Origin of the sequence: Variovorax sp. J2P1-31, from assembly GCF_030317215.1 — a bacterium.
Lineage (GTDB): Bacteria > Pseudomonadota > Gammaproteobacteria > Burkholderiales > Burkholderiaceae_C > Variovorax.
On record NZ_JASZYA010000002.1, the window covers coordinates 1,596,477 to 1,613,642 of the forward strand.

Annotated in this window: 17 protein-coding genes; 14 read left to right on the forward strand and 3 right to left on the reverse strand. The window is 69.2% G+C overall.

Annotated features, from left to right (window positions below):
- Positions 1–61 precede the first annotated feature (61 nt).
- The 12 genes from QTI20_RS18605 to QTI20_RS18660 all read left to right on the forward strand — a co-directional run bounded on the left by QTI20_RS18605 (position 62) and on the right by QTI20_RS18660 (position 10,805).
- On the forward strand, positions 62–1,375 hold the full coding sequence (locus QTI20_RS18605) for a TRAP transporter large permease (protein WP_183026280.1): 1,314 nt from the start codon (positions 62–64) through the stop codon (positions 1,373–1,375).
- Between the two features lie 131 nt (positions 1,376–1,506).
- Positions 1,507–1,884, forward strand: a complete 378-nt coding sequence (gene crcB / locus QTI20_RS18610) for a fluoride efflux transporter CrcB (protein WP_286552985.1) — start codon at positions 1,507–1,509, stop codon at positions 1,882–1,884.
- A gap of 40 nt (positions 1,885–1,924) precedes the next feature.
- Positions 1,925–4,882: a monovalent cation/H+ antiporter subunit A gene (locus tag QTI20_RS18615; protein WP_286552987.1), complete on the forward strand. Its 2,958-nt coding sequence runs from the start codon at positions 1,925–1,927 to the stop codon at positions 4,880–4,882.
- Entirely contained in the window at positions 4,882–5,235 is a 354-nt protein-coding gene (locus QTI20_RS18620; protein WP_286552988.1) for a Na+/H+ antiporter subunit C, read from the forward strand. The genes QTI20_RS18615 and QTI20_RS18620 overlap by 1 nt, the downstream gene beginning before the upstream one ends.
- Complete coding sequence (locus QTI20_RS18625) at positions 5,232–6,929, forward strand: monovalent cation/H+ antiporter subunit D (protein ID WP_259652033.1); 1,698 nt, start codon at positions 5,232–5,234, stop codon at positions 6,927–6,929. The genes QTI20_RS18620 and QTI20_RS18625 overlap by 4 nt, the downstream gene beginning before the upstream one ends.
- Positions 6,929–7,420: a Na+/H+ antiporter subunit E gene (locus tag QTI20_RS18630; protein ID WP_286553471.1), complete on the forward strand. Its 492-nt coding sequence runs from the start codon at positions 6,929–6,931 to the stop codon at positions 7,418–7,420. The genes QTI20_RS18625 and QTI20_RS18630 overlap by 1 nt, the downstream gene beginning before the upstream one ends.
- The gene (locus tag QTI20_RS18635) at positions 7,417–7,695 is read left to right on the forward strand and encodes a K+/H+ antiporter subunit F (RefSeq protein WP_183026276.1); all 279 of its coding nucleotides are present in this window, start codon (positions 7,417–7,419) and stop codon (positions 7,693–7,695) included. The genes QTI20_RS18630 and QTI20_RS18635 overlap by 4 nt, the downstream gene beginning before the upstream one ends.
- Complete coding sequence (mnhG, locus tag QTI20_RS18640; RefSeq protein WP_183026275.1) at positions 7,692–8,048, forward strand: monovalent cation/H(+) antiporter subunit G; 357 nt, start codon at positions 7,692–7,694, stop codon at positions 8,046–8,048. Before QTI20_RS18635 ends, mnhG begins: the two co-directional genes overlap by 4 nt.
- A 175-nt stretch (positions 8,049–8,223) precedes the next feature.
- A complete protein-coding gene (locus QTI20_RS18645; RefSeq protein ID WP_286552990.1) occupies positions 8,224–8,964 on the forward strand; it encodes an SDR family oxidoreductase in 741 nt (246 codons plus the stop codon).
- A 110-nt stretch (positions 8,965–9,074) separates the two neighbouring features.
- On the forward strand, positions 9,075–9,986 hold the full coding sequence (locus QTI20_RS18650) for a CoA transferase (RefSeq protein ID WP_286552992.1): 912 nt from the start codon (positions 9,075–9,077) through the stop codon (positions 9,984–9,986).
- A 142-nt stretch (positions 9,987–10,128) separates the two neighbouring features.
- Complete coding sequence (locus QTI20_RS18655; protein WP_286552994.1) at positions 10,129–10,395, forward strand: DUF1294 domain-containing protein; 267 nt, start codon at positions 10,129–10,131, stop codon at positions 10,393–10,395.
- Positions 10,396–10,553: 158 nt separating this feature from the next.
- Positions 10,554–10,805, forward strand: coding sequence for a hypothetical protein (locus QTI20_RS18660; RefSeq protein WP_183026271.1), 252 nt, complete (start codon positions 10,554–10,556; stop codon positions 10,803–10,805).
- Between the two features lie 31 nt (positions 10,806–10,836).
- Here the strand turns inward: QTI20_RS18660 and QTI20_RS18665 are convergent, their stop codons facing one another.
- Positions 10,837–13,257: a YgiQ family radical SAM protein gene (locus QTI20_RS18665; protein WP_286552995.1), complete on the reverse strand. Its 2,421-nt coding sequence runs from the start codon at positions 13,255–13,257 to the stop codon at positions 10,837–10,839.
- Positions 13,258–13,421: 164 nt separating this feature from the next.
- On the opposite strand from QTI20_RS18665, the gene QTI20_RS18670 reads away from it, so the two are divergent.
- Complete coding sequence (locus QTI20_RS18670; RefSeq protein ID WP_286552996.1) at positions 13,422–14,351, forward strand: bifunctional helix-turn-helix transcriptional regulator/GNAT family N-acetyltransferase; 930 nt, start codon at positions 13,422–13,424, stop codon at positions 14,349–14,351.
- Between the two features lie 120 nt (positions 14,352–14,471).
- On the opposite strand, the gene QTI20_RS18675 is transcribed toward QTI20_RS18670, so the two are convergent.
- Positions 14,472–15,254, reverse strand: a complete 783-nt coding sequence (locus tag QTI20_RS18675) for a 3-hydroxybutyrate dehydrogenase (protein WP_286552997.1) — start codon at positions 15,252–15,254, stop codon at positions 14,472–14,474.
- 88 nt (positions 15,255–15,342) lie between these two features.
- The gene (locus tag QTI20_RS18680; protein ID WP_286552998.1) at positions 15,343–16,539 is read right to left on the reverse strand and encodes a patatin-like phospholipase family protein; all 1,197 of its coding nucleotides are present in this window, start codon (positions 16,537–16,539) and stop codon (positions 15,343–15,345) included.
- 74 nt (positions 16,540–16,613) lie between these two features.
- On the opposite strand from QTI20_RS18680, the gene QTI20_RS18685 reads away from it, so the two are divergent.
- Entirely contained in the window at positions 16,614–17,165 is a 552-nt protein-coding gene (locus QTI20_RS18685; RefSeq protein ID WP_286553000.1) for a DUF924 family protein, read from the forward strand.
- The last annotated feature ends 1 nt before the right edge of the window (position 17,166 follow it).

Sequence of the window (17,166 nt, forward strand, 5' to 3'; positions counted from 1 at the left end):
CGTCTTCCGCGGAACCTTCGCGTCCTCTGCGTACGGCTCCCGTTCCCGTATTGGACCCTCGATGACCGAAACCCTGTGGATGGGCGCGCTGCTGCTCGTCATCATGCTGGTGCTGCTGGCGGGCGGTGTCTGGATCGCGATGACGCTGGCCATCGTGGGCTGGGTCGGCCAGGCCTTCTTCACCCACACGCTGCCGGCCAAGAACCTGTTCTCCTCCTTCTGGGAGAGCAACGCGAGCTGGGAGCTGGCGGCGCTGCCGCTGTTCATCTGGATGGGCGAGATCCTCTTCCGCACCAAGCTCAGCGAGGAGATGTTCGAGGGCCTGCGGCCCTGGCTCAACCGCATTCCGGGGCGGCTGATGCACACCACCATCCTGGGCTGCGGCGTGTTCGGTTCGGTCTCGGGCTCCTCGGCCGCGACCTGCGCGACCATCGCCAAGGTCGCGCTGCCCGAGCTCAAGCGCCGCGGCTACGACGAACAGCTGGCGATCGGCTCGCTGGCCACCGCCGGCACGCTCGGCATCCTGATCCCGCCGTCGATCACGATGGTGGTCTATGCGGTCGCGGCCGATGCCTCGATCATCCGCATCTTCCTGGCCGGCTTCCTGCCCGGCCTGCTGCTGATGCTGCTGTTCTCGGGCTACATCGCCTGGTGGAGCCTGCGCCACCCCGACAAGGTGCCGCCCGCCGACCCGCCGACCCGCTTGCGCGAGAAGATCCGGCTGTCGGGCAACCTGATCCCCTGCGCGCTGCTGATCGTCTTCATCGTCTGGGTGCTGGTCGCCGGCTGGGCCACCGCGACCGAGTGCGCGGCCTTCGGCGTGCTGGGCTCGCTGGCCATCGCGGCCTATGGCCGCAGCCTGACCTGGAAGAACTTCAAGGACGCGCTGATGGGCGCGACGCGCACCAGCTGCATGATCATGTTCATCCTGGCCGGCGCCGCCTTCCTGACCAAGACCATGGCCTTCACCGGCATCCCGCGCGAGCTGGCCGAATGGGTCGACGGCATGCACCTGTCGCCCTATGCGCTGATCAGCGCGCTGGTGGTGGTGTACCTGGTGCTGGGCACCGCGCTCGACGGCATCTCGATGATCGTGCTGACCAGCGCGGTGGTGCTGCCGATGATCCAGAAGGCGGGCTTCGACCTGGTGTGGTTCGGCATCTTCATCGTGCTGCTGGTGGAGATCGCCGAGGTCACGCCGCCCGTGGGCTTCAACCTGTTCGTGCTGCAGAACATGACGGGCAAGGACAGCAACATCATCGCCAAGGCCGCGATCCCCTTCTTCTTCTGCCTGGTGCTGTGCATCGCGCTGATCACGATCTTCCCGGGCATCGTGACCATCCTGCCCGACCTCATGATGGGCGCAGAGAAATAGCCCACCCCCGAAGGCTCGCGCACTGCGTGTCGCTTCGCCTTCCCCCCAGGGGGCGACACCAGCGGCCCGGCGAAGCCGGTTCCGCGGTGTCTCTGGCCGAAGGGGCCAGGCAAGCGGCTAAAGTGGCGGCCATGTTCCTGAACGTCATCGCCATCTGCGCCGCGGCCTGCGTCGGCGCGCTGCTGCGCTGGGGCTTCGCCCTGTGGCTCAATCCGGGCGGCCTGCTGCCCTGGGGCACGCTGGCGGTGAACCTGATCGGGGGCTACCTGATCGGCATCGCGATCGGCGTGTTCAACGGCCTGCCGGAGATCGATCCGGTGTGGCGCCTGATGGTCATCACCGGCTTCCTCGGCACCTTCACCACCTTCTCCAGCTTCTCGGCCGAGACCGTGGGCATGCTACTCAACGGCCGCGCGGCACTGGCCTTCGGCACCATCGCGCTGCATGTCTGCGGCTCGCTGTGCCTGACCTGGCTGGGCTTCAAAACGGTCCAGGCATTTACGGGTTAATCGGCCGTCAGTCAAGGGACGGCCGATAGAATCGTCGGCAATGTCCCTTGTCCTCCTCGTCGCACTCCCTTTCGTTGCCAGCGTTCTTGCGGCCCTGTTGCCGGCCAACGCGCGAAACCGGGAGTCGACGCTCGCAGGACTGGTGGCCCTGGGCTGTGCCGTGCAGGCCGGCTGGATGTTTCCGCAGCTGGCCAACGGCAATGTGATCCGCCAGGAGTTCGAGTGGCTGCCCGCGCTGGGCCTCGACCTCTCCTTCCGCATGGACGGCTTCGCCTGGCTGTTCTGCATGCTGGTGCTGGGCATCGGCGCGCTGGTGGTGCTGTATGCGCGCTACTACATGTCGGCTTCCGATCCGGTGCCGCGCTTCTTCTCCTTCTTCCTCGCCTTCATGGGCGCGATGATGGGCGTGGTGCTCTCGGGCAACCTGATCCAGATGGTGCTGTTCTGGGAACTCACCAGCCTGTTCTCCTTCCTGCTGATCGGCTATTGGCACCACCGGCGCGACGCGCGCCGCGGCGCGCGCATGGCGCTCACCGTGACCGGCGCGGGCGGGCTGTGCCTGCTGGCCGGCGTGCTGGTGCTGGGCCGCATCGTCGGCAGCTACGAGCTCGACGTGGTGCTGGCCTCGGGCGACATCATCCGGGCGCATGCGCTCTACCCGGCCGTGCTGGTGCTGGTGCTGCTCGGCGCCTTCACCAAGAGCGCGCAGTTCCCCTTCCACTTCTGGCTGCCGCGCGCCATGGCCGCGCCCACGCCGGTCTCGGCCTACCTGCATTCGGCCACCATGGTGAAGCTGGGCGTGTTCCTGATGGCGCGGCTGTGGCCGGTGCTCTCGGGCACCGAGCAGTGGTTCTGGCTGGTCGGCGGCGCGGGCGCGATCACGCTGCTGCTGGGCGGCTTCATCGCGATGTTCCAGCGCGACCTGAAGGCCCTGCTTGCCTACTCCACCATCTCGCACCTGGGCCTGATCACGCTGCTGCTGGGCCTGAACAGCCCGCTGGCCGCGGTGGCGGCGGTCTTCCACATCATGAACCACGCGACCTTCAAGGCCTCGCTGTTCATGGCCGCGGGCATCATCGACCACGAGACCGGCACGCGCGACATCCGCAAGCTCAGCGGCCTGATGCGGCTCATGCCCATCACCGGCACGCTGGCCGTGATCGCCAGCGCCTCGATGGCCGGCGTGCCGCTGCTCAACGGCTTCCTGTCGAAGGAGATGTTCTTCGCCGAGACCGTGTTCATCCAGTCCACGCCCTGGATCGACTTCAGCCTGCCGGTGATCGCCACCATCGCCGGCATCTTCAGCGTGGCCTACTCGGCGCGCTTCGTGTTCGACGTGTTCTTCGGCCCGCCCTGTGGCGACGAGGTGCCCAAGCAGCCGCACGAACCGCCGCACTGGATGCGCGTGCCGGTCGAGCTGCTGGTGCTGATCTGCCTGGTGGTGGGCGTCGCGCCGGCCTGGTCGGTCGGCCCGCTGCTGGCCGCGGCCGCGCTGCCGGTGGTGGGCGGCGTGCTGCCCGAGTACAGCCTGGCGGTGTGGCACGGCTTCAACCTGCCGCTGCTGATGAGCTTCGTCGCGCTCGCGGGCGGCGCGGCGCTGTACCTGCTGCAGCGCCGCGGCCGCGAACACGGGCGGCTGGAGCACACGCCGCTGCTGCACCGCTTCGACGGCCAGCGCATCTTCGAGAACCTGCTGGCGCGCCTGAGCGAAGCCGGCCGGCGCAGTCGCCGCGTGTTCGGCACGCGCCGCCTGCAGACGCAGCTGCTGATCCTGGTGCTGGTGGCGGTCGGGGGTGCCGCCGCCTCGCTGTGGTTCACGCCCAGCGAGCGCGGCACGCGGGGCCTCACGCCCTTCTCGCCGATGTTCGCCATGACCTGGCTGATCGGCGCGGTCTGCGCGCTCGCCGCGGCCTGGCAGGCCAAGTTCCATCGGCTGGCCTCGATGATGCTGGCCGCCGCCGCCGGCCTGGTCTGCTGCATCACCTACATCTGGTTCTCGGCCCCCGACCTCGCGCTCACGCAACTGGTGGTGGAGGCCATCACCACCGTGCTGATCCTGCTGGGCCTGCGCTGGCTGCCGATGCGCAGCAAGGACGCGGTGCAGCCGGCCTCGGCCCGCATCCGCCCCTGGGGCCGGCGCGGGCGCGACCTGCTGGTGGCCGCCACCGCCGGCACCGGCATGGCGGCGCTGGCCTGGACCATGATGACGCGCGACTTCCCGCAGAGCATCTCGCCCTTCTTCCTCGACCGCGCGCTCAGCGAGGGCGGCGGCACCAACGTGGTCAACGTGATGCTGGTGGACTTCCGCGGCTTCGACACCTTCGGCGAGATCACCGTGCTGGGCGTGGTCGCGCTCACCGTCTACGCGCTGCTGCGCCGCTTCCGGCCCGCGCCCGAATCGATGGCGCTGCCGGCCCAGCAGCGCCAGCAGAAGGACGACGGCAGCAGCGACCTGCTCAACCCGCGCCGCGCCACCGACAGCGCGATCGGCTACCTGATGGTGCCGGCCGTGCTGGTGCGCCTGCTGCTGCCGCTGGCGGTGCTGGTCTCGATCTACTTCTTCATGCGCGGCCACAACGCGCCCGGCGGCGGCTTCGTCGCGGGCCTGGTGATGTCGGTGGCGCTGGTGCTGCAGTTCATCGTCTCGGGCACCGAGTGGGTGGAAGAGCACCTGCGCATCTACCCGCGCCGCTGGATCGCGATCGGCCTGCTGCTGGCGCTCGCTACCGGCGGCGGCGCGGTCGCGCTGGGCTACCCCTTCATGACCACCCACACCGCCCACCTGCACCTGCCGCTGCTCGGCGAGATCCATGTCCCGAGCGCGCTCTTCTTCGACCTGGGCGTGTTCGCGCTGGTGCTGGGCGCCACCATGCTGATCCTCACGGCGCTGGCCCACCAGTCGGTGCGCAGCCATCGCTGGTCCGACGAGCAGCGTGAGAAGGAAAACGAGGCCGAAGCGGCGGCCGCCTCGACCGTGGTGCTGGAGGGCGCGCGCTGATGGAAGCCGTTCTCGCCATCGCCATCGGGGTGCTCACCGGCTCGGGCGTCTACCTGCTGCTGCGCCCGCGCACCTTCCAGGTCATCATGGGCCTGACGCTGATCTCCTATGCAGTCAACCTGTTCATCTTCAGCATGGGCCGGCTCACCGTCGACAGCGAACCGGTACTGATCCCCGGCTTCGAGGCCACGCTGGCCAACACCGCCGACCCGATGCCGCAGGCCCTGGTGCTGACCGCCATCGTGATCGGCTTCGCCATGACCGCGCTGTTCCTGGTCGTGATGCTGGCCTCGCGCGGCCTGAGCGGCACCGACCATGTGGACGGTGAAGAGCGCAAGGAGGCCGCGGAATGAACGAGTTCACCGGCTTCCTCGACCGCCTGCTCGAGTTCACCATGCCGCACCTGGTGGCGGTGCCCATCCTGGTGCCCATGCTCACGGCCGCGCTGATGCTGCTGCTCGACGAGAAGCAGCGCCGGCTCAAGTCCACGCTGAGCGTGATCTCCGGGCTGATCGGCCTGCTGGCCGCGCTGGCGCTGCTGCGCTGGGTCAACGCGGCCGACACCGGCAGCGGGCCCGGCTCCATCGGCGTCTACCTGGCCGGCAACTGGCGCGCGCCCTTCGGCATCGTGCTGGTGGCCGACCGGCTGTCGACGCTGATGCTCGCGCTCACCGGCGTGGTGGCCTTCGCGGCCTCGATCTACTCCACCTCGCGCTGGGACAAGGCCGGCGTGCATTTCCATCCGCTGCTGCAACTGCAGCTGATGGGGCTCAACGGCGCCTTCCTCACCGGCGACCTGTTCAACCTGTTCGTGTTCTTCGAGGTCATGCTGGCTGCGTCCTATGGCCTGTTGCTGCACGGCTCGGGCCGGCTGCGGGTCTCGGCCGGGCTGCACTACATCGCGATCAACCTCGCGGCCTCCTCGCTGTTCCTGATCGGCGCCGCGCTGCTCTACGGCGTGACCGGCACGCTCAACATGGCCGACCTGGGCGCGCGCATCGCGCAGCTCGACGCGGGCGACCGCGGCCTGGTGCATGCGGCCGCCGCCATCCTCGCCACCGCCTTCTTCGCCAAGGCCGGCGCCTGGCCGCTCAACTTCTGGCTGGTGCCCGCCTACAGCGCGGCGGTGTCGCCGGTCAGCGCGGTGTTCGCGCTGCTGACCAAGCTGGGCATCTACACCCTGCTGCGGCTGTGGACCGTGCTGTTCGCGCCCGACACCGGCATGTCGGCCCAGTTCGGACAGGGCATGCTGATCGCCATCGGCCTGTCGACGCTGTTCGTCGGCGCGATCGGCATCGTGGGCACGCAGCGGCTGTCGAACCTGGCCGGCTTCACCGTGCTGATCTCGGCCGGCACGCTGCTCACCGCCATCGGCCTGGGCCAGCCCGCGATCTGGGCCGGCGCGCTCTACTACATGCTGAGCTCGACGCTGGCGGTCAGCGCCTTCTTCCTGCTGATCGACATGGTCGAGCGCTGGCGCAACGAAGGCGCCAGCATCGCGCCGCACGAGAGCGCGGGCAACGCGCCCTTCCTGTCCGAAGACCTGACCGCGCTCGACGACGTCAACCTCGACGACGAGCAGCAGGCGCTCTACGGCCGCGCCATCCCAGCCGGGGTGGCCTTCCTGGGCCTGGGCTTCCTCTGCTGCACGCTGCTGCTGGCCGGGCTGCCGCCGCTGTCGGGCTTCGTCGGCAAGTTCGCGATGCTCAACGGCCTGCTCGACGCCCCGGTGGTGGGCAAGGCCAGCTGGGCCTTCCTGGCGCTGCTGCTGGTCTCGGGCTTCCTCACGCTGGTGGCGCTGAGCCGCACCGGCATCCGCCATTTCTGGACCCAGCCGCTGAGCGCCATGCCCAGCCTGCGCGCCGTCGAGGTGCTGCCGGTGGCGGCGCTGCTCGCGGCCTGCGTGGCGCTGACCATCGAGGCCGGCCCGGTGATGCAGCACGCCAGCGCGACCGCCGAGGGCCTGTTCGCCCCCACCGCCTACCGCGACGCCGTGTTCGGCGCGCAGCAGGTGCCCAACCCCGCGGCCAAGGGAGGCCTGCCATGATCAAGCGCTGGATGCCCTCGCCGCCGCTGTCGCTGGCGCTGTTCGCGGTCTGGCTGCTGCTCAACCAGTCGCTGCATCTCGCCACCGTGCTGCTGGCGGCGGTGCTCGCGATCGTGGTGCCGCTGATCACCAAGGGCCTGCGCCCGGCCACGGTGCGCATGCGCAAGCCCGGCGTGGCCCTGCGCCTCACGGGCGTGGCGCTGCGCGACATGCTGCAGTCGGCGCTGACCGTGGGCCGTCTGCTGCTCACGCGGCGCAACAGCGCGATGGCGCCGGCCTTCGTCACGGTGCCGCTGGACCTGCGCGACCCCAACGCGCTCGCGGTGCTCTCGATGATCTGCTGCCTGACACCCGGCACGGCCTGGGCCGAGGTGGCCTTCGACCGCTCCGCGCTGCTGATCCACGTGTTCGACCTGGTCGACGAGCAGGCCTTCATCGACCTCATCAAGAACCGCTACGAGAAGCCGCTGATGGAGATCTTCGAATCATGACCCCCATCCTGTTCTGGGCCCTCAAGGGCGCCCTCTTCCTGCTGGCGGTCGCGATGCTGTGCGCGGTGTGGCGCCTGCTGATCGGCCCGTCCGCGCAGGACCGCGTGATGGCCCTCGACTGCCTCTACATCAACGGCATGCTGATGATGCTGGTGCTGGGCATCAACTACACCAGCAACGTCTACTTCGAGGCCGCGATGCTGATCGCGCTGTTCGGCTTCGTGAGCTCGACGGCGCTGGCCAAGTTCCTGCTGCGCGGGGAGGTGATCGAATGACGCCCGATTTCATCGTGGGCCCGCTGCCGATCTGGGCCGAGATCCTCACCGGCTTCTTCGCCGTGCTGGGCGCCGCCTTCGCGGCCGTGGGCTCCTTCGGCCTGGTGCGGCTGCCCACCTTCTTCCGCCGCATCCACGCGCCCACGCTGGGGGCCACGGCGGGCGTCTGGTGCCTGACCATCGCCACCATCGTCTACTTCTCGGTGCAGGGCTACAGCCTGTTCCTGCACGCGGTGCTGATCACGCTGTTCGTCGCGCTCACCGCGCCGGTCACGACCATCTTCCTGATGCGCGCCGCGCTGTTCCGCGAGCGCCAGAAGGGCGGCGACGTGCCGCCGGCCGCCGACGACTGAGCACGCCTGGACGGGCCGCTCGGCCCCTCTTCATTGTTGGCATCTGTTGCACAGTGATGGCCGATGCGCCCCATTTATCGGCAGGGCGATCAATAGAACAATTCATGCACTGAGCCGCGAAGCCCTCGCCGGACCCACGGTTCAGCCCTTCGTCCATCTTCCCGAGGAGCCCTGCATGAACACATCCCCCGTCGCCATCGTCACCGGCGCATCCCGCGGCATCGGCGCCGCCATCGCCACCCGCCTGGCCCGGGACGGCCACGCGGTCGTCGTCAACTACGCGGGCAACGCCGCCGAAGCCGCCAAGGTGGTCGACGCCATCACCGCCGCCGGCGGCCGGGCGCTCGCGGTGCAGGCCGACGTGGCCGATCCGGCCGCGGTGCGCCGGCTGTTCGACGAAGCCATCGCGGCCTTCGGCCAGGTCGACGTGCTGGTGAACAACGCGGGCATCATGCCGCCGGCCTTGCCGATGCTGGCCGACACCGACGACCGCACCTTCGACGCCCTGTTCTCGGTCAACGTGAAGGGCAGCTTCAACACCATGCGCGAAGCCGCGACCCGGCTGCGCAGCGGTGGCCACATCGTCAACTTCTCGACCAGCGTGATCGGCCTCGCGCTGCCCGGCTACGCGGTGTATGCCGCCACCAAGGCCGCGATCGAGGTGATGACGAACATCCTGGCCAAGGAACTGCGCGGCCGAAACATCACCGTCAATGCGGTGGCGCCCGGCCCCACGGCCACCGCGCTGTTCCTCGACGGCAAGGCGCCCGAGCTGATCGAGCGCATGGCGAAGATGGCGCCGCTGGAACGGCTGGGCCAGCCCGAGGACATCGCCAACACGGTCGCGATGCTGGTGGGCCCAGACGCGGGCTGGGTCAACGGCCAGACGCTGCGCGCCAACGGCGGGCTGGTCTGAAGGCCCTGCGCCTGGCGGCGGCGCGGTCCATCGACGCATGCGCGACGGCCAGCGGCACGACGGCCCCCGCGGGCCACGAGAATGGCGCGTTGCTCCCAACGCCTCACACCATGCCGAGTCCTGCCGCTTCCTCGTTCTCTCCCCTCGCCGGCACGCGCGTGCTGAGCCTGGCCCTCAACCTGCCCGGCCCGGCCGCGCTGATGCGCTGCCATGCGATGGGCGCGCAGTGCGTGAAGTTCGAACCGCTGGCGGCGAAGGGCGGCTCGGCCGATCCGATGCGCGTCTACGCGCCCGAGGCCTACGACGCGATGCACGCCGGCGTCTCGCTGCTGCAGGGCGACCTCAAGACCGATGAAGGCCAGGCGCTGCTGCAGATCGAACTGGCCTGTGCCGACGTGCTGATCACCTCGTTCCGGCCGTCGGCGCTGCGCAAGCTGGGCCTGGACTGGGAGGCGCTGCATGCGCGCTACCCGCGGCTCTCGATGGTCGCCATCGTCGGCGCGCCCGGCGCGCAGGCCGAAGCGCCGGGCCACGACCTCAGCTACATGGCCGAGAACGGCCTGGTCACCGGCGCCGAACTGCCGCCCACGCTCTATGCCGACATGGGCGGCTCGCTGATGGCGAGCGAAGCCGTGCTGCAGGCCCTGCTGCACCGCGCCACGCACGGCCGCGGCGTGCGCATCGAGGTCGCGCTGTCCGACGCCGCGCACTACCTCGCGCTGCCGCGCCACTGGGGCCTGACCACGCCCGGCGGCACGGTGGGCGGCGCGCACGCGGGCTACCGCGTCTACCCCTGCCGCGACGGCCGCGTGGCGCTGGCCGCGCTCGAGCCGCACTTCGCGCAGCGCCTGTGCGCGGCGGCCGGTCTCGATGCCGACGCCGCGCAGTCGATGTTCCGCTCCTCGACGCATGCGGCCATCGCCGCCTTCGTGCGCGACCAGGATTGCGCCGCGCTCGAGGCCATGGCGCTCGCGCACGACCTGCCGCTGCATGCGATGCGCGATGCCGAGTCGCCGGCCTGAGGCAGGCCGCCGCGCTCCCCGCGGGCCATCGACGCGTGCCCGGCCGTCAAGCCCGCGCCGGTGGCCCTGGCTGCTGCTGCCATGGATCGCGCTGCTGGGCTACGGGGTGGGGTTGGGGCGCCTGCCCGCCTGGGTCGTCGCGGTGCTCGCGCTGCTCAACCTCGTCACGCTGCTCGCCTATGCCTTCGACAAGCGCGCGGCGCAGGAAGGTCGTTGGCGCACCCAGGAAAGCACGCTGCACCTGCTCGCCCTGCTGGGCGGCTGGCCGGCGGCCGGACTGGCGCAAACGATGCTGCGGCACAAGTCGAGCAAGGCCGCGTTCCTGCGGGTCCATGCGGCCACGGCCGTCCTGCATTGCGCGGCACTCGCGGCCTGGATATTCTGGTGGGCACCGTTCGGCACCTTGTAGTACCAAACGTCCCGAGCCAGGAAAGGACTGTCATAAATTTGTCATATGAAGGTTGCGACAATCCTGCCCACACCCGGGTTTGCACCGAGCACATCCGGGTTGACCCGTAGCCACGGGCTCGGCCACAGCCCACCCCTCGGGGCACCCAAAGGACCATCGTGAACGCCATCAAATCAGCCCGCAAATTCATCGTCGCCAATCCGGCGAGCGAATCGGCTCGAACGCTTGCACAACTGGTGCTCGCACTCGAGTCCGACACGCATTTCAACGTCGCGGAACTCTACAAGCTGGAGCTCGAGACCTTCGAGATCGCCATCGACATCCTCAAGGAATGGCGCATCGACCGCTACTACGCCGGCAAGGCGAAGCTGTTCGACCTGTCGGTGCAGGTGAGCGGCCTGCCGGCCTGACAAGGGCCTGAACGGCCGGCTTCCGCGGCGCTCAGCGCGCCTTGCGGAAGCCCTTGCCCGGCACGCCCGCCGGGCCGCGCGCCGCACCGCCGCTGCCCGTCTCGCGCGGCGGCAGGCCGGTGTGCTGCGTGAGGATGCGGCCCTTGGAGGGCTTCACGGGCGCCAGCCGCACCGGTGCCGAGGCCTTCGCGGTCTTGGCCGCCGGCACGACGGTCGAATTCTTGCGCCGCGCACTGGTGTAGCCGCCATCGGTCAGCGGCTGCCAGGTGGGGATCAGGTGGTGCTTGCCGTTGCCGATCAGGTCGGCGCGGCCCATGTTCTTCAGGGCCTCGCGCAGCAGCGGCCAGTTGTTGGCATCGTGGTAGCGCAGGAAGGCCTTGTGCAGGCGGCGGCGCTTGTCGCCGCGCACGATGTCCACCGTCTCGCTCTCGCGCGTGATCTTGCGCAGCGGGTTCTTGTTGGTGTGGTACATCGTCGTCGCGGTGGCCATGGGCGACGGGTAGAAGGTCTGCACCTGGTCGGCACGGAAGCCGTTCTTCTTGAGCCAGATCGCGAGGTTCATCATGTCCTCGTCGCTGGTGCCCGGGTGCGCGGCGATGAAGTACGGGATCAGGTACTGCTTCTTGCCGGCCTCGGCCGAGAACTTCTCGAACAGCTGCTTGAACTTGTCGTAGCTGCCGATGCCCGGCTTCATCATCTTGGTGAGCGGGCCCTGCTCGGTGTGCTCGGGCGCGATCTTGAGGTAGCCGCCCACGTGGTGCTGCACCAGCTCCTTCACGTACTCGGGGCTCTGCACCGCCAGGTCGTAGCGCAGGCCGGAGCCGATCAGGATCTTCTTGATGCCCTTGAGCGCGCGCGCACGGCGGTAGATCTTGATCAGCGGGTCGTGGTTGGTGCCCAGGTTCGAGCAGATGCCCGGGTACACGCAGCTGGGCTTGCGGCAGGCGGCCTCGATCTCGGGGCTCTTGCAGCCCAGCCGGTACATGTTGGCCGTGGGGCCGCCCAGGTCGGAGATGGTGCCGGTGAAGCCGCTCACGCTGTCGCGGATGGCCTCGACCTCCTTGATGATCGAATCCTCGGAGCGGCTCTGGATGATCCGGCCTTCGTGCTCGGTGATCGAGCAGAAGGTGCAGCCGCCGAAGCAGCCGCGCATGATGTTCACGCTGAAGCGGATCATCTCCCAGGCCGGGATCTTGGTCGCGCCGTCGTGGCTGCCGTTCTCGTCGGCATAGCGCGGATGCGGGCTGCGCGCATAGGCGAGGTCGAACACATGGTCCATCTCGGCCGTGGTCAGCGGGATGGGCGGCGGGTTGATCCACACGTCGCGCGCGGTCGTGCCTTCGCCATGCGCCTGCACCAGCGCGCGCGCGTTGCCGGGATTGGTCTCGAGGTGCAGCACGCGGTTGGCGTGGGCGTAGAGCACCGGGTCGCTGCGCACCTGCTCGTACGAAGGCAGGCGGATCACGCTGCGGTCGCGCGGCGGCACCTTGAGCTTGACCGAAGGGTTGGCGACGAAGGTGATCGGCTTGATCGCCGGGTTCACCTCGGCCGAGCGCGCGCGCACCGCCGCCAGGGCCTTGGCGCCGGCCGCTTCGGCCGTGGCCGCCACGACCTGGGCCTCGTCTTCCTTGGCGCAGGTGGCGCCGTTGGCTTTGGCCTGGTCCGAGACCATGAGGTAGGGATTGACGTGGGCCTCGACGCGGCCGGGTTCGTCGACGCTGGTCGAGTTGATCTCGAACCAGGCCTCGGGCGTTTCGCGGCGCACGAAGGCCGTGCCGCGCACGTCGGTAATCTGCTGCACCGGCTCCTTGGCCGCCAAGCGGTGCGCGATCTCGACGATGGCGCGCTCGGCGTTGCCGTACAGCAGCAGGTCGCACTTCGAATCGACCACTACCGAGCGGCGCACCTTGTCCGACCAGTAGTCGTAGTGCGCGATGCGGCGCAGGCTGCCTTCGATGCCGCCCAGGATGATCGGCACGTCGCTCCAGGCTTCCTTGCAGCGCTGCGAGTAGACGATGGCCGCGCGGTCGGGCCGTGCGCCGCCGACGTCGCCCGGCGTGTAGGCATCGTCGCTGCGGATCTTTCGATCGGCCGTGTAGCGGTTGATCATCGAATCCATGTTGCCGGCGGTCACGCCGAAGAACAGGTTCGGCTTGCCCAGCACCTTGAACGGGTCGGCGCTCTGCCAGTCGGGCTGGGCGATGATGCCCACGCGGAAGCCCTGGGCCTCGAGCATGCGGCCGATCACCGCCATGCCGAAGCTCGGGTGGTCGACATAGGCGTCGCCCGTGACCACGATGATGTCGCAGCTGTCCCAGCCGAGCGCGGCCATTTCCTCGCGCGAGGTCGGCAGGAACTTGGCCGTGCCGAAGCGGGCCGCCCAGTACTTGCGGTAGCTGGTCAGCGGCTTGGCGGCGCGCGCGAAAAAGGAGACGTCGACGGGGGCGTTCATCGGGGAATATTGGGGGGCCGGACCTGGCCGTGGGCCCGTGGCGGGCAACCCGCGATTGTAGGCGCTGCGCCTCTTCCTGTCGCCCCTGCCCGCCAGTGACCTGTGCAGCTTCAGGGCTTGCAATTAATTGACTCAGTCAACCAGTTGACGGGAAAATCCCCGGCATGCTTTCCCCCGACGCCGTCTCGCCCGAGGCCATCAAGGCTCTGCGCCGCTTCAACCGCTTCTTCACCCAACGCATCGGCGTGCTCGATCCCTACCTGGGCAGCGAACTGTCGCTGACCGACGTGCGCGTGCTCTACGAACTCGCGCACCGGCAGGCGCCGGTGGCGCGCGACCTGCAGCAGGACCTGGGCCTGGACGCAGGCTACCTCAGCCGCATCCTCAAGCGCTTCGAGGCCGCCGGCTGGCTCGCGCGCACCCCCGATCCGCAGGACGCCCGGCAGAGCCGGCTCGCGCTGACCGCCGCCGGCCACACGGCGTTCGCGCCGCTGCAGCAGGCCTCGCGCGACCATGCGGCCGCCCTGCTCGCGCCCCTGGGCGCGGCGCAGCAACAGCAACTGGTCGCGGCCATGGCCCGCATCGAGGCGCTGATGGATGCGCGCGCACCCGCCGGCCTGGTCGTGCTGCGCGACCTGGCACCGGGCGACATGGGCTGGGTGGTGCAGCAGCACGGCGAGGTCTATGCGCGCGAATACGGCTGGAACCAGGACTTCGAGGTGCTGGTCGCCGGCATCGCGGCCGACTTCCTGCGCAAGTTCCAGCCCGGGCGCGAGAAGGGCTGGATCGCCGAACGCGAGGGCGAGCGCCTGGGCGCGATCTTCCTGGTGCGCAAGTCGGCGACCGTCGCGCAGTTGCGCATGCTGATCGTCGCGCCCGCGGCGCGCGGCCTGGGCCTGGGCGCGCGCCTGACCGACGAATGCCTGGCCTTCGCGCGTGCCGCGGGCTACCGGAAGGTGGTGCTGTGGACCAACAGCTGCCTCACGGCGGCGCGCGACATCTATGCGAAGCGCGGCTTCGTGCTCAAGCAGTCGGTGCCGCACGAGAGCTATGGCGCCTCGCTCGTGGGCGAGACCTGGGAACTCAAGCTCTGACCCCTTCCCCCTCTGGGGGAAGGTGGGGATGGGGGCCGGCGTCTCACGCGCGTTCTGCCAGGATGAAGGCCGTCGACCCCCACCCCGACCCTCCCCCGGCGGGAGAGGGAGAAACTCACCTCACTGCATGAACCAGCCGTGGCTCACGACCAGCGACTGGCCGGTCAGCGCATTGGTCGGGAAGCCCGCGAACAGCAGCGCCACGCGCGCCACGTCCTCGGTGGTGGTGAACTCGCCATCCACCGTCTCCTTGAGCATCACGTTCTTGACCACTTCCTCTTCGCTGATGCCCAGCGTCTTCGCCTGCTCGGGGATCTGCTTCTCGACCAGCGGCGTGCGCACGAAGCCCGGGCAGATCACGTTGGCGCGCACGCCGTGCTTGGCGCCTTCCTTGGCGACCGTCTTGGCCAGGCCGATCAGGCCGTGCTTGGCCGTCACGTAGGGCGCCTTGAGCAGCGAGGCTTCCTTGGAATGCACCGAACCCATGTAGATCACGCTGCCGCCGCGGCCCTGCGCGTACATGTGCTTGAGGCAGGCCTTGGTGGTGAGGAAGGCGCCGTCGAGGTGGATCGCGAGCATCTTCTTCCAGTCGGCGAAGCTGAACTCCTCCACCGGATGCACGATCTGGATGCCGGCATTGCTGATCAGGATGTCGATGCCGCCGAAGGCCTTCGCGCCCTCTTCGACCGAGGCCTCGACCTGGTCCTCGTCGGTCACGTCGACCGCCACGCCGATGGCCTCTGCGCCCGTGGCCTTGAGTTCGGCCGCCGTCGCATCGGCCGCCTCCTTGTTGAGGTCGGCGATGATGATCTTCGCGCCTTCCTGCGCGAACAGGATCGCGATTTCCTTGCCGATGCCGCTGGCCGAGCCGGTGATGTAGGCGACCTTGTCCTTGAGTTGCATGGTGAATGTCCTTGAGGTGGGAAAAAGGGAAGCCGAGGCGACGCGGCCAGTCTGGGGCCGCTTGCTTAGTCGAGCCTGAATCGCGGGCTCATGCCGGCAGGCCCGGGCGCTTGATCCGCTCGGCCCCGTGCTCGCCGAGGTCGAAAGTGGTCACGCCGTTGACCGTGGCATCGGCCCGCAGCGTCTCGGGATGCGCCAGGGTCGTGCGCATGTCGCGCGCGCCGGAATCCCAGTGCTCCTCGACCGCGGCGCGCGAGAACTCGTAGTCCTTCGACTCCAGCTCGTAGGGCTTGTCGCGGTAGATCAGGTGGAAGATGTCGATCGGCTGGTGCGTGAGCTGCGACTGCACCGCGAGCACGCTCGGGTCCTTGCGCAAGGCCGGCGGCAGCTTGGAGATCAGTTCGGCGATCGCCTGCTGCAGGTTCATGTTGGCGGCCAGCGCATCGGTGTTCATGCGCGTGCGGCTCGAATAGGTGATGTCCTTCTGGCGCTCGGTCACGCCCGCCAGCGTGTGCGGCATCTCGCCGCGCGCGTTGAACAGGTCGACCTGCAGCACCACCAGCGGCTCGTTGCGCGGGTGCTGGTCGAGCACGTACTGCAGCGGCGTGTTCGACACGATGCCGCCGTCCCAGTAGTCCTCGCCGTCGATGTGCACCGGCGCGAAGCCCGGCGGCAAGGCGCCGCTGGCCATGATGTGCTCGGGGCCGATGCGCTGCAGCGTGTTGTCGAAGTACACCGAGTTGCCGGTGCGCACGTTGACCGCGCCCACGCTGAAGCGCGCCTCGCAATCGTTGATGCGGTCGAAGTCGACCAGCCGCTCGAGCGTGGCCTTGAGCGGCGCGGTGTCGTAGTAGCTCAAAAGCGGCGCGGCCCCGCCCATCAGCAGCAGCGGCGAACGGCGCGGCTCGAAGAAGCCGGGGATGCCCACCAGCGAGGCCATGGTGGCGCTCCACTGGTTCTGCTGCGCCCGGCCGCCCAGCCAGGCGGGCAGCTGCTGCGACGCCCCCGACGACACCAGGTGCCAGAACTCGCGCAGGCGGTCGACCCGCTGGGCCGGCGCATTGCCCGCGATCAGCGCGGCGTTGATGGCGCCGATCGACACGCCGGCGATCCAGTCGGGCTTCATGCGGGTCTCGCTGAGCGCGGCGTACACCCCGGCCTGGTAGGCGCCGAGCGCGCCGCCGCCCTGCAGCACTAGCGCCTTGCGCGCATTGCGCATGTCTTCGCGACGGGCCTCGAAAGGATGAAGGACGGGCGTGGCCGTGCGGGGTTTCTTCGTCGTCATGGTTTCATTGGACACCAGCCGCATGACCGCCGCTGGCGCCGGGACTTGGCCGCCGGGCCTGCAAGAATGTCGCGATGACATCCCCTGCCCTTCCCTCCGCCCGCGACGTGGTCGCGTTCTGGCGCGACGCCGGTCCCGCGCGCTGGTTCGCCAAGAACGACGACTTCGACACCGCCTTCATCGCGCTGTGCGCCGACGCCCACCAGGCCGCGGCACGCGGCGAGCTCGAGGGCTGGGCCCACGACGCCGAAGGCGCACTGGCGCTGCTGATCCTGCTCGACCAGTTCCCGCGCAACGCCTGGCGCAACAACCCGCACATGCTGGCCACCGACGCCCAGGCGCTGGCGGTCGCGAAGCGCGCGGTGGCGGCGGGCTTCGACCGGCAGGTCGAGGCCGCGCTGCGGCCCTTCTTCTACCTGCCCTTCATGCATTCCGAACTGCCGGCCGACCAGGAGCGTTCGGTCGAACTGAATGCGGCGCTCGATGCCAACACCCAGCGCTTCGCCAGGCTGCACCAGGACATCGTGCTGCGCTTCGGCCGCTTTCCGCACCGCAACCGCCTGCTGGGACGCGCATCCACCGCGGAAGAACAGGCCTTCCTCGACAGCGGCGGTTTCGCAGGCTGAG

What these genes read in the sequence shown, in the direction of transcription:
- QTI20_RS18605 (WP_183026280.1), top strand. Translation starts at nt 62, where the DNA reads ATGACCGAAACCCTGTGGATGGGCGCGCTGCTGCTCGTCATCATGCTG.
- crcB (WP_286552985.1), top strand. Translation starts at nt 1,507, where the DNA reads ATGTTCCTGAACGTCATCGCCATCTGCGCCGCGGCCTGCGTCGGCGCG.
- QTI20_RS18615 (WP_286552987.1), top strand. Translation starts at nt 1,925, where the DNA reads ATGTCCCTTGTCCTCCTCGTCGCACTCCCTTTCGTTGCCAGCGTTCTT.
- QTI20_RS18620 (WP_286552988.1), top strand. Translation starts at nt 4,882, where the DNA reads ATGGAAGCCGTTCTCGCCATCGCCATCGGGGTGCTCACCGGCTCGGGC.
- QTI20_RS18625 (WP_259652033.1), top strand. Translation starts at nt 5,232, where the DNA reads ATGAACGAGTTCACCGGCTTCCTCGACCGCCTGCTCGAGTTCACCATG.
- QTI20_RS18635 (WP_183026276.1), top strand. Translation starts at nt 7,417, where the DNA reads ATGACCCCCATCCTGTTCTGGGCCCTCAAGGGCGCCCTCTTCCTGCTG.
- mnhG (WP_183026275.1), top strand. Translation starts at nt 7,692, where the DNA reads ATGACGCCCGATTTCATCGTGGGCCCGCTGCCGATCTGGGCCGAGATC.
- QTI20_RS18645 (WP_286552990.1), top strand. Translation starts at nt 8,224, where the DNA reads ATGAACACATCCCCCGTCGCCATCGTCACCGGCGCATCCCGCGGCATC.
- QTI20_RS18650 (WP_286552992.1), top strand. Translation starts at nt 9,075, where the DNA reads ATGCCGAGTCCTGCCGCTTCCTCGTTCTCTCCCCTCGCCGGCACGCGC.
- QTI20_RS18665 (WP_286552995.1), bottom strand. Translation starts at nt 13,257, where the DNA reads ATGAACGCCCCCGTCGACGTCTCCTTTTTCGCGCGCGCCGCCAAGCCG.
- QTI20_RS18670 (WP_286552996.1), top strand. Translation starts at nt 13,422, where the DNA reads ATGCTTTCCCCCGACGCCGTCTCGCCCGAGGCCATCAAGGCTCTGCGC.
- QTI20_RS18675 (WP_286552997.1), bottom strand. Translation starts at nt 15,254, where the DNA reads ATGCAACTCAAGGACAAGGTCGCCTACATCACCGGCTCGGCCAGCGGC.
- QTI20_RS18680 (WP_286552998.1), bottom strand. Translation starts at nt 16,539, where the DNA reads ATGACGACGAAGAAACCCCGCACGGCCACGCCCGTCCTTCATCCTTTC.
- QTI20_RS18685 (WP_286553000.1), top strand. Translation starts at nt 16,614, where the DNA reads ATGACATCCCCTGCCCTTCCCTCCGCCCGCGACGTGGTCGCGTTCTGG.